Raw genomic sequence first — 11,194 nt, 5'->3', positions numbered from 1 at the left:
TTTAAGTGCTTTTCAAATTTAAGTGCTTTTCAAATTTAAGTGCTTTTCAAATTTAAGTGCTTTTCAAATTTACTTTTATTTTTACTTTTACTGAAATTTAGACTCTATATTTTGTTGTATTGTTGAAATTTAACCATTTAAAGCATCTGAAATTTAAAAGCGGTGCAACTATAAGCCGAGTTCTGTTTTTCAAGCGATTATTTATCTAAGCTAAATTTCACAAAATAGCTCAAGCAAAGGGTTTATTATAAGACCTGACCATCCCTTTTTGCTGCAGATTGGGTTTACAAAGCTGTCTTTGTTCTTACCAAAAACACTGGTGCGCTCTTACCACACCGTTTCACCATCGCTAAATAGCAGTTTGCTTTCTGTTGTACTATCCCTTAGGTTACCCTAGCCATCTGTTAGATGGAATCTTGTCTTATTGCAGCTCGGACTTTCCTCAAAAACAAAATATGTTCTTGCAACCGCTCATTGCACCGTTTGTGATTGTAACATAAATTTTAAAATATCTCGCTGTGTAAAATCTCAGATAAAACAGTAGTAGCATAAGAGCCTTTTTGCAGGATAAAACTCATCATAAACCACGCCCTGTCTTCATCATAGCTATATTTTAACTCTTTTAAAAATGACCAAGCAACTCTTCTTGTGCCATCACTTCCAATTTCGCTACAGCTCTCATCAAAGCAGCTCTCTTCCAAAGTTTTTGCAAAGCCGCTACTTTCTTGCATCTTTTTGCCATAAATTGGTCCAAGACTTGAGATATCTCTTTGCCCAAACCTAACACACTCAGCTTCCAAATTTTCGCATAAAAAGCTCATTCCCCTTGGATAGTGACCAAGAACTTCACCTTTAAGTAGTCGATAAAAATTTGGTTGATTTTTGATCTCTTTTGCCTCATCTTTGCTAAGTTGATAAATTTTTGCAAGTTCATCTACACTAAACTCATCTGCAAACTTGCTAAGTTTTACTCTACTGCTTAACCATTTGTTAAAATAAAAGCTTTGAAGAGATGAGATAAGTAGCTTTTCTAACTGCCTGTTTTTGGGCTTAAACTCGCCTTTTAACATAAGTCTTGCCTTTTGGATGTTGTCAAATTTACCAAATCTTTGATAGCCAAAATAGTTAGCATAGCCCATCTTATCTATCCTATCTAACACTTCTTGAAGCTTTTTGGCATCAACTTTACTCACCTTTTTTAGCCGTATAAAAAAACTATTGCCACTCAAATGACCAACTTTTAGTTTATTTTTGTGTAAAAAAGTTTCATTTATCTTTATCTTTTCATGGCTAAATTTCACAAGCTCTTTTTCATAAATTTTAGGAAGCGAGAGATATTGCATCGTAAAGCCATCTTTGTCTTTGAGTCCCGCATAACCAATCTCTCTTTTATCAATATTTAGAAATTTTGCTATCTCTTTTATCGCCTCTATGGTGGTTGTATCTTTTTTTTGGATATGTATGATTAGATGTTCGCCACTACCGCTAAACTCATAAAGTGGCAACTCTCTTACAACAAAATCATCTGAATTTTTACTAAAATAGACATTTATCGCTGCGTGATCTAGCGCATAAAGTTTTTCTAACTCCATAATAATCCTTATTTGTTACTAAAAAAGCTCTATTTTATTAAATTTAGGTTTAAACAGCGCTTGAAAAATTTTCTAAGTAATTTTAATGTATAATCAAACAAAAAAGGATAAAAATGTTAGAGATAAGACTCTTTAGATTTGATATCAAAATCGATCTTCTAAGCTATCACAAACCATACTTCTACTCAAATTTAAACTTTTCTTCACTAAAAGAGCTGTTAGATGACATCAAAAAAAACGACCCCTATTTTGAATTTGAAGGTGTGGAGTTTGTCATGATAAATGGCTATCTAACTTCGCTAGAAGAGAGTTTAGAAGAGGTTGTTGGGCGCTTTGGCAAAGAGCTTGTTATCTCTTCGTTGCAAGATAAAAGAGCGATAAAAGATCTAAAGATAGATAGCGATGATTTTATGAGAGCCTTTTTGCCATTTGAGGAGTTTAGGGGCGAAATTGATGTTTATAAAAAACTTATGCCTCTTTTTTATAATAGTCCAATTTATAAATTCAAAGATGATTTTATAGGCAATAGTGCCTTTGTCTTTACAAAACATCTGCTTGATAAAGGTCTAAATTTGAGTGATGAGTTAAGAGAACTTATAAAAAATGAGCTTGGCTACTATGTGGCTGGACTGGAGTTTAGAGACTATTTTGGGCTAAGTAGAAGCGTGGAGTTTTTGCAGGGCTATTTTGGCAAAGAGGTTGCAAAAGATGAGCCTTTTGAGGATAGCAATTTATACATTGAGAGTTTTGATAAGAATAAATTTATAAATAATTTTGCCAAATTTAATATCGCAATTTATGACGATTTGGCTGTTGAAAAACTTGTTAGAAAGATAGACGCTAAGGTGGTTTGCTTTGAAAATCAAGCTCTTGAGATACCAAAAAGTATCCAAGAGTGCGACAAAACACTAGCTTTGCAGATGGCTGGAGCAGTTTTGTTTGACGCCTTTGATAGTGGGGCTGACTTTTTACTCATCAACAATAGACGGATATTTGATCTTTTAAACGACAACATGGCTCAAATTCTAAAGTTGGCAGGCAGGCAGATAGATGGCTTTTACCTACTAACGTTTAGTGAGTTTTTGTTATTAGCAGAAAACAAAACGCCAAAAAGCCTTAAAAATCACAGCTTAGAGATTTTGTTAGTCTAGCTAAATATAGATATTGCTGCTATTTTTATCAACTTCCATAGCTTTTGCACGCTCATCAAGAGCTATCATAATCTCCCTTGGCTCTGTTATGTTGGCACAATTTACAACTATAGTGTTGATAGTATTTTTATCTTTGCTAGTTAATAAGTTTAGCTCGCTATTTTCTTCAACTTTGGCAATTAGTCTATTGATAGCGTTGATAACTCCAGCCTGGCTTGGACTAACGCAGATAAGCAAAAACTCACCAGCATTTAGTGCAAAAATTCTATCATCGCTTCTTAAATTTAGCTGGAAAATATCGGCAATTTTTGCAAGAGAGTCTTTGGCAGTGCTTATGCCATGACTGCTTAAAAGCTCTTTATACTCATCAAATTTGATCATAACAGCATATAACATCTCTTTTTTTGTCTTCTCTAGCATAGTTTTTGCATATTTAAGTGCTTCGCCTCTATTTTTAAGCCCTGTTATTGGATCGATAGAGAAAGAGTCACGATACTTATCTTTAAGATAGTTAAGCTCCTCATCTCTTTTTATGAGAAGGCTCTCAAGATAGTCATTTTTTGACCTTAACTCTCTGCTTTTATCAAAAACAACATCAATCATTGAGTTGATAACTCTAACTAAAGAGAGCTCTTTAAAGTTATCTTTGGCTTTTATATAGGCATCTTTTGGCGAGAGTTGCTCGTTTTTGATGAGCTTTACCTGCTCAAACAAAAGTGTAGTTCTTTTGATGATGTGAGTATCTAGCCAGTAAATTAAAAAATTCAAAAGCTCCACAGAGTTAAAAAGCTCTTCACTACTCTCTTGACAAAGCCTACTTAACTCATTTAAAAAGCCATCTTGAGCCTTTTTAAACTCATCTTTAAACTCATCACAAATTTGAGAATTATCCAAAAAAATCTTCTCTTGTGAGAATTGATGAGCGCTATACTGAGCTATCTTTCTATAGAAAGTTTGTGTATCAAAAAAAGTAAGAGTATTGTTTGCTATCTTTTCTCCAAGTGCATTGACAATAGCTATAAACTTGTCATTGTTTAACTTTAAAATATCATAATCAACTACCATAATTCACCTTTTAATCAACTTTTTTACCAAAAACCCTAAGCATTAAGGCACTCATACCAACTCCAAATAGCAATGTAACCCAGATATTAAGCCCAAGAGTTACAGGAATATAGCCAAAAAATAGACTTATAACGCAAATACTAAGCGCATATGGTATCTGAGTTTGGACGTGAGAGATGTGATTGCAACCACTTCCCATAGATGAAAGTATCGTTGTATCTGAGATTGGGCTACAGTGATCTCCAAAAATCGCACCTGTCAAAACTCCTGAAATACAAATTACCATAAAACAATGAAGCTCATCTGGAGTTACAAATTTACCTGAATTTACTCCAACAGCAACAGCCAAAGGAATGACTAGTGGCATAAGTATTCCCATAGTTCCATAACTAGTGCCTGTTGAAAATGAGATGATAGAGGCAAGTATGAAGATGAGCGCTGGCAAAATGATATATGAGATTGTATTTGAAAAAACTTCTACTAGATAAACCGATGTGCCAAGCTCTTTTATGGTGCTTGAAAGTGTCCATGCAGAGACCAAAATAATAACAGTAACTATCATGATACGCCATCCATGAGTCCAGATAACTATCGCCTCTCTAACCTTAAATATCTTTTTATAAACTCCAAGGATAATGGCAACTATTGCAGAGGCAAGTGCTGCTTGAAATAACACTATAGAGGCATCTGCTGCTCCAAAAGTCTCTCTTAGAGCAAAAAACGAAAGTGGCTCTTTGTTGATTATCGCTACTATATCTGGATCAAGCTCTGCAAGACCACTATAATAAAAGCCTATAAATGAGCCAATTATCAAGACAAAAAGCGGAACTAAGGCATTTATTGCCTCTGGTTTTACTGACTCTTTTGGCTCTAAAAGCTTATCCTCCAAGTTGGCTATCTCGCTTTCGGCCTCTTGTGTGTAAAATCTCTTGCCCTCTCTTGCAAGTTTTTCGGCCTTATACATTGGCCCAAACTCACGCCCCATAAAAATAGTCATAATTACAAAAAGCAGCATAAAGATATTGTAAAATCTATATGGAATTGTCTCTAAAAATATCCCAAAAGCATTGACATTTTGAGGATCAAGTGATAAAAATTGATAGTAGTCATTAGGAATAAGTCCATAACCACTTTTGATAACTGAAATCTCTAGTCCTATCCATGTAGAGATGATAGCAATACCTGTAATTGGCGCTGCTGTTGAGTCCATGATAAAGGCAAGTTTTTCTCGGCTAACTCTAAATTTATCAATAACAGGTCTCATGATTGGACCAACTATAAGTGAGTTTGCATAGTCATCAAAAAAGATTATAAGTCCCATAATCCACGTTGAAAACTGAGAACTTTTGTATGATTTTGCCTTTTTACTAAGCCACTGAGCTATAGCTTTTGTGCCGCCAGATTTGGTTATGAGTGCGACAACGCCACCTATACAAAGCACTTGCAAAACTATTCCAGCATTTCCAGGATCGCCCAAAGAGTTGACCGCTTTTTTGATAAATCCTGCAAAACCAGATACAAAGGCGCTATACCAGTTGTTTGTAGTAAGTGCCAACATATAACTACCTGTAAATGCTCCTATGAAAAGTGACAAAATAACATCTTTAGTTAAAAAAGCAAGTCCGATTGCGACAACCGGCGGTAAAAGAGTCAATAACCCAAAGGTTTTTGCATTCATCTGAGCAACCGTTGGATCGCCAGCAGCAATTGCAAAAACGGGAAGAAAAAGTATAAATAGTAGTCTTTTCAATTGATTCCTTTTTATAAAATTGTTTAATTATTGCCTAATTTAGCTTAAATTTTCTATAGTTTTGATAAAAATGGCAAATAGAAATTTAAACACTACATCCACTCAATTATTTGTGAAATTTCACTTGCCAAAAAAAGCTTGATATCTGTCTTTATTGATGGTTTTGATGGAATGATGGCGTTTTTAAATTTCTGCATATTTGCCTCTTTTATGCGAGCGTCAATATTGAAAATATCGCGTATCTCTCCATTTAGACTAACTTCGCCTATAAAGACACTATCTTTGCTAACAGGACGATTTTTAAAACTTGAAATTATGGCAGCAACTACCGCCAAATCAGCCGCCGTCTCTGTAATCTTAACTCCACCAATAACATTTACAAAAACATCAAAACCGCTTAAATTTAGCCCAATTTTTCGCTCTAGCAAAGCCAAAATCATATCAAGTCTGTTTCTATCATAGCCAGTTGAGCTTCTCTTTGGATAGCTACTTTGCGAAACCAAAGCCTGTATCTCTATGCTAAGCGCCCTACTTCCCTCCATGATGACAGTTATAGCACTTCCGCTTACAGCAACACCTCTAGTAAAAAATTTATTCCCAATGTCATTTGCGCTAATGAGGCCCCTTTTTGTCATCTCAAAGATACCAACTTCGCTTGTAGAGCCGAAGCGATTTTTAAAACTTCTCAAAACTCTTAGCTCTTTGCTACTATCTCCCTCAAAATAGAGCACAACATCAACCATATGCTCCAAGATCCTAGGACCAGCGATGGAGCCCTCTTTTGTGATGTGACCTATGATAAAGATGGTAATATTTTGACTTTTTGCAAGACGCATAAGCTCAAATGTTATCTCTCTTACCTGCGTTACTGTGCCAGGACTTGAGTTTATCTCATCTGAGTAGATAGTTTGGATAGAGTCAATGACTACAAATTTATACTCACTCTTTGCAATCTCAGCTTGAATATTTTGAAATAAAATCTCAGTTAAAATAAATAAATTCTTCTCTTTTGCCTCTATCCTATCGGCTCTTAGCTTGATCTGGCTCTTGCTCTCTTCTCCACTTACATAAAGCACCTTTGCATCTTTGGATAGATTTGAAGCTATCTTTAAAAGTAGAGTTGATTTGCCAATACCAGGACTTCCACCAATAAGTATCAAAGAGCCCTCAACTACTCCGCCGCCAAGAACTATATCAAGCTCTTTATCTTGCGTTGTTGTGCGTCTTATCTCTTCTATTTTTATCTCATCAATGCTTTGTGCAAGGGCTGGTTTACTAACTTCACTTTTTACACTCTTTATAAACTCCATCTGCTCTTTATTTAGCTTTATGTAGCTATCCCAAGCTCCACAATCTGGGCATTTACCAAGCCATTTACTCTGTTGGTTGCCACAGTGCTGACACTCATAAACAACTTTTTCTTTTGCCATCTTTATCCAAATATCGCATCAACTATTGTGCTTACAAAGGCTTTTGCATCAAACTCTATCAAGTCATCCATTCCCTCGCCAACTCCAACATAAAGTATTGGAAGCTCCAGCTCTCTTGCCACTCCAAAAAGCACTCCACCTTTTGGTGTGCCATCTAACTTGGTGATTATTACTCCATCTAAATTTACCATCTTATGAAATGCTTTTGCTTGTGAAAATGCATTGTTGCCCTGTGTGCCATCAAGTATCAATATCTTTCTATGTGGTGCACCGCTCATCGCTTTGTCGCAGACTCTGATGATTTTTGATAGCTCATTTGCCAAATTTTGCTGATTTTGAAGTCTACCCGCTGTATCTATCAAAAGATTGTCTATCCCTCTTGCTCTTGCTGCACTTATCGCGTCATATGCAACTGCTGATGGATCGTGCCCTTGGTCTGTAGCGATTATGTCGATATCTAGCCTAAAAGCCCACTGCCTAAGCTGTTCTATAGCTCCTGCTCTAAAGGTATCACAAGCTCCAAGTAGCACCTTTTTAGACTGATCTTTATATAAATTTGCAAGTTTTGCAATGGTTGTAGTTTTGCCTGCACCATTTACGCCCAATATAAGCTCCACAAAGGGCTTTTTATCATCAATTTTTGCTCTATCATAGATAAAATAAGAGTTCATAACTCTAGTTAGATCCTCTCTATCTACAATATCTCGTGGTGGAAGATAGTAGATGATCTCCTCAACTATCTCATAATCCACATCCGCCTCCAAAAGCATCTCTTCTAAAAGCTCTTTTGTAACTGGCTCATGCTTTATGTTGGCACCTTTTATGACTTCAACTGTCCTATCTAGCCCTCTTTTAAAAAAACTCAACATCAAAAATACCTCAATAACTCTTTTTCTAACATCTCTTGCGGAATAACTCCAAGATAAGAAGCTCTTCTCTTGCCACTCTTATCGAAAAATACCATATATGGAATATTTTCTATCTCGCCCATAGTTCTTAGTAAAAATTTGTTTTGTTCGCCTCTACTTATAGGATAGGCAATACTATTTTTCTCAATAAATTTTGCACTTTTATTATCATCAATATCATCAAGCATTACACCTATTATTTGCAAATCATCTTGAAATTTAAAGCTTATATTATTTAAGATTGGAGTTTCAACCAAACAGGCTTTGCACTTAGTTGTAAAAAAGACAAAAAGTGTTGCAAAATCGCTCTCAATGCTGTAGTCATCTCTGTTTTTTTGAAGATTTAAAATAGTTCCGTCGCTCAATGTAAGAAAAAATGGTCTTTCCAAGTTCTCGCTAAGCATTGCCTCACTTTCTATCGTAGAGCTATTGTCTTCTTTGGTTTTTTTCTCTTTTTTATCACAAGCTGTCACAAAAAAAAGCAGTAGAAGTGTTATAATGATGTAGCTATATCTCATAGGCTTTGTAACGCTCTCCTTAAGTAAAATTCCAAAGATTATACAAAGATATAGTTAAAAATTAGCTAACAGGTGCAACGTGGATAAAGATAGTTTTAGAAAAATAGCAAAAAAAAGACTACTAAAAGAGAGTAAAATTTTTGCAAAATCAAAATCAAATAAAATTTTTGATGAGTTAAATTTCATTATCAAAAAAAGTGGTGCTAAAAATATCTTGATCTACCTGCCTCTTAAATTTGAGCCAAACAGCTACTATTTGATAAACAAACTAAAAAATAGAGCCAATTTTTATCTTCCATTTATGCAAGATGTTAATCTTAAGTTGGTAAAATTAAAAAGACCTTTTGAGAAAGCAAAATTTGGTGTGATGCAACCACCAGATCAAAATGAGCAAAAAAAGAGGATTGATATGGCTATTATTCCGGTTGTTGGAGTTGATGGAACTATGGCAAGAGTTGGACATGGAAAGGGGTATTATGACCGCTTTTTTAGCAAACTAAACTATAGACCTTTGATAGTTTTTGTCCAAACAACAGCATTAATTTCAAAGCAAATTATTGCACAAAAACATGATATTAAAGGCGACTTTTACATAACTCCTACTAAAAAATATATTATAAGAGGAAAAAATGATAGAAATTTTTATAGGACTTGGGGCGGCGGTTTTAGGCGCAGGAGTTGGTTATCTTATCAATAAAAAAATCAACGATGCAAACTACTCTGTCTTTTTGGAGCAGGCAAAGGCAAAGGCAAAGGCTATTGAATTTGAAGCTGAAGGTATCTTAAAAGACGCTAAGATTTCAGTGCAAGAGGCTGAGTTTGAAGCCAAAAAAAGATATGAAGACAAGGGCATAGTACTCCAAAGAGAGTATGACACCAAATTTGACAACATCACAAAAAAAGAGAAGGCTCTACTTTTGGATAGAGAGGATTTAAAAGCCAACCAGCTCTCTTTTGAAAAGGATAAAAAAAGAGTTGAGGGGCTCTATCAAGAGAGCTTAAATTTAAAAAAGTTATATGAAAAAAAGCTAGAAGAGTCACTTCAAATTTTAGAGCATGCAGCAGGACTAACACAGGCAGAAGCCAAACAAGAGGTCCTACAAAAGGTCGAAGAAAAGGCTCGTGGCGATATAGCTCATATTGTGCGTAAATACGAAGAAGAGGCAAAAAGAGAGGCTAAAAAAAGAGCAAATATGATTTTGGCAATTGCAACTTCAAGATATGCAGGTGAGTTTGCAGCTGAAAGACTTATAAATGTTGTAAATATCAAAAATGACGATCTTAAAGGGCGAATTATAGGCAAAGAGGGAAGAAACATAAAGACGCTTGAGATGGTGCTTGGAGTTGATATTATCATTGATGATACGCCAAATGCCATAATTTTAAGCTCTTTTAATCTCTACAGAAGAGCCATTGCAACTCGTGTTATAGAGCTTCTTATAGAAGATGGAAGAATCCAACCAGCAAGAATTGAAGAGATTTATAAAAAAGTTTATGATGAGTTTGAGGCAAGTATTTTAGAAGAGGGAGAGAACATTCTTATGGATCTTGGCATAAGAAATATGCATCCAGAGATAGTAAAACTCATAGGAAGACTTAAGTTTAGAGCTAGTTATGGACAAAATGCTCTTGCTCATAGCCTTGAAGTAACACATCTTGCAGGTATCATAGCAGCAGATCTTGGCGGAGATGAGACACTTGCCAAAAGAGCAGGTATTTTACACGATATAGGAAAGGCTTTAACTCACGAATATGAGGGAAGTCACGTAGATCTTGGAGCTGAAATTTGCAAAAGATACAAAGAACATCCAGTTGTCATCAACGCCATCTACGCACATCATGGTCAAGAGGAGATAAAAAGCATTGAGTGCGCTGCAGTTTGTGCAGCTGATGCTCTTAGTGCTGCAAGACCGGGCGCTAGACGAGAGGTGCTTGAAGCATTTTTAAGAAGAGTAAGCGATATCGAAGAGATTGCCATGAGTAAGCAAGGTATCAAATCAGCATATGCAATAAACTCCGGCAAAGAGATAAGAGTTATTGCAAATGCCAAACTAATAAACGATGATGAGGCAGTTTTGGTGGCAAAAGAGATAGCCGAAGAGATTCAAAACAAGGTTCAATATCCAGGCGAGATAAAGGTCAATGTCATCCGTGAAACTAGAGCTGTGGATTATGCAAAGTAGGAGAGATGATGAGCAGAGTTTTTAAATTTATAGTGATTTTGTCAGTTGGCTTTGGCACCATTTTTGCAAATGATGAACTCTTTTTATCAAGCGCAAAGGCCTATCTTGGCACTATGAAAGAGTATAACGGCGCTAGCAATCTAGCAAACAAAGCCAAAGCAGTTCTTATCTTTCCAAGTGTAAAAAAAGTAGGTTTTATAGTGGGCGGTATGAAAGGTAACGGTATCGCTCTTATCAACAATAACGGCAAATTTAGCCCATATGAAGCCTCCATAAGTAATGGAAGCATTGGACTTCAGATAGGATATGAAGATAATGCTATGGTGCTTTTTATCATGAGTGAGAAACTTCTAAGCGATATCAAAAAGTCAAAGCTAACTTTAGGTGGCGATGTAACAGCCTCAGCTGGCAAAGCAAGTGCAAATATCGGCGTGCTTGATGCCTTTAGCAAAGATGTCTATGTCTTTGTGGATAAGGGTGGGCTTTTTGCAGGAGTTAGCCTTGGTGGCGTCGTTTTAGAACTCAATCAAAACAAACCACTCTCTAGCCAAAATCCATTTTATAAAACATTGATAGATATCATAAATCAGAACTAAT

Annotated in this window: 10 protein-coding genes and 1 other RNA gene; 4 read left to right on the top strand and 7 right to left on the bottom strand. The window is 35.7% G+C overall.

Going from position 1 to position 11,194, the window contains the following annotated elements:
- Nucleotides 1-155 precede the first annotated feature (155 nt).
- Both rnpB and truD read right to left on the bottom strand, forming a co-directional pair.
- Nucleotides 156-483: RNase P RNA component class A (rnpB, locus tag Q0X52_RS02445), an RNA gene on the bottom strand.
- A 20-nt stretch (nt 484-503) separates the two neighbouring features.
- Entirely contained in the window at nt 504-1,592 is a 1,089-nt protein-coding gene (gene truD, locus Q0X52_RS02440; RefSeq protein ID WP_297574414.1) for a tRNA pseudouridine(13) synthase TruD, read from the bottom strand.
- 113 nt (nt 1,593-1,705) lie between these two features.
- Here truD and Q0X52_RS02435 point away from each other — a divergent pair, with 113 nt between their 5' ends.
- A complete protein-coding gene (locus Q0X52_RS02435) occupies nt 1,706-2,743 on the top strand; it encodes a hypothetical protein (RefSeq protein WP_297574412.1) in 1,038 nt (345 codons plus the stop codon).
- Here the strand turns inward: Q0X52_RS02435 and Q0X52_RS02430 are convergent, their stop codons facing one another.
- The 5 genes from Q0X52_RS02430 to Q0X52_RS02410 all read right to left on the bottom strand — a co-directional run bounded on the left by Q0X52_RS02430 (nt 2,744) and on the right by Q0X52_RS02410 (nt 8,414).
- Entirely contained in the window at nt 2,744-3,808 is a 1,065-nt protein-coding gene (locus tag Q0X52_RS02430) for a diguanylate cyclase (RefSeq protein WP_297574409.1), read from the bottom strand. It abuts the gene before it with no gap.
- Between the two features lie 10 nt (nt 3,809-3,818).
- Nucleotides 3,819-5,558 carry a Na+/H+ antiporter NhaC family protein gene (locus tag Q0X52_RS02425; protein WP_297574406.1) on the bottom strand — a complete coding sequence of 580 codons (1,740 nt, stop codon included), beginning with the start codon at nt 5,556-5,558 and terminating at the stop codon, nt 3,819-3,821.
- 92 nt (nt 5,559-5,650) lie between these two features.
- Entirely contained in the window at nt 5,651-6,988 is a 1,338-nt protein-coding gene (gene radA / locus Q0X52_RS02420) for a DNA repair protein RadA (protein WP_297574404.1), read from the bottom strand.
- Nucleotides 6,989-6,990: 2 nt separating this feature from the next.
- Entirely contained in the window at nt 6,991-7,857 is an 867-nt protein-coding gene (gene ftsY, locus Q0X52_RS02415) for a signal recognition particle-docking protein FtsY (protein ID WP_297574401.1), read from the bottom strand.
- Nucleotides 7,857-8,414, bottom strand: a complete 558-nt coding sequence (locus tag Q0X52_RS02410; RefSeq protein WP_297574398.1) for a TlpA disulfide reductase family protein — start codon at nt 8,412-8,414, stop codon at nt 7,857-7,859. Before Q0X52_RS02410 ends, ftsY begins: the two co-directional genes overlap by 1 nt.
- Before the next feature lie 79 nt (nt 8,415-8,493).
- Between Q0X52_RS02410 and Q0X52_RS02405 the strand changes: the two genes are divergently transcribed.
- From Q0X52_RS02405 to Q0X52_RS02395, 3 genes are read left to right on the top strand one after another with little or no spacing between them, the layout of a single operon-like run.
- Nucleotides 8,494-9,111, top strand: coding sequence for a 5-formyltetrahydrofolate cyclo-ligase (locus Q0X52_RS02405; RefSeq protein ID WP_297574395.1), 618 nt, complete (start codon nt 8,494-8,496; stop codon nt 9,109-9,111).
- Complete coding sequence (gene rny / locus Q0X52_RS02400; protein ID WP_297574392.1) at nt 9,044-10,597, top strand: ribonuclease Y; 1,554 nt, start codon at nt 9,044-9,046, stop codon at nt 10,595-10,597. Before Q0X52_RS02405 ends, rny begins: the two co-directional genes overlap by 68 nt.
- Before the next feature lie 8 nt (nt 10,598-10,605).
- A complete protein-coding gene (locus tag Q0X52_RS02395; protein WP_297574389.1) occupies nt 10,606-11,193 on the top strand; it encodes a lipid-binding SYLF domain-containing protein in 588 nt (195 codons plus the stop codon).
- Nucleotide 11,194: the final 1 nt, after the last annotated feature.

Source organism: uncultured Campylobacter sp. (genome assembly GCF_947255105.1).
GTDB lineage: Bacteria > Campylobacterota > Campylobacteria > Campylobacterales > Campylobacteraceae > Campylobacter_B.
The sequence above is the reverse complement of the archived record's forward strand: the minus strand, read 5'-3'. Positions and strand labels throughout refer to the sequence as shown.

Bases quoted from the DNA above. Each gene is read 5' to 3' on its own strand.
- truD (WP_297574414.1), bottom strand. From the start codon at position 1,592: ATGGAGTTAGAAAAACTTTATGCGCTAGATCACGCAGCGATAAATGTC.
- Q0X52_RS02435 (WP_297574412.1), top strand. From the start codon at position 1,706: ATGTTAGAGATAAGACTCTTTAGATTTGATATCAAAATCGATCTTCTA.
- Q0X52_RS02430 (WP_297574409.1), bottom strand. From the start codon at position 3,808: ATGGTAGTTGATTATGATATTTTAAAGTTAAACAATGACAAGTTTATA.
- radA (WP_297574404.1), bottom strand. From the start codon at position 6,988: ATGGCAAAAGAAAAAGTTGTTTATGAGTGTCAGCACTGTGGCAACCAA.
- ftsY (WP_297574401.1), bottom strand. From the start codon at position 7,857: ATGTTGAGTTTTTTTAAAAGAGGGCTAGATAGGACAGTTGAAGTCATA.
- Q0X52_RS02410 (WP_297574398.1), bottom strand. From the start codon at position 8,414: ATGAGATATAGCTACATCATTATAACACTTCTACTGCTTTTTTTTGTG.
- rny (WP_297574392.1), top strand. From the start codon at position 9,044: ATGATAGAAATTTTTATAGGACTTGGGGCGGCGGTTTTAGGCGCAGGA.
- Q0X52_RS02395 (WP_297574389.1), top strand. From the start codon at position 10,606: ATGAGCAGAGTTTTTAAATTTATAGTGATTTTGTCAGTTGGCTTTGGC.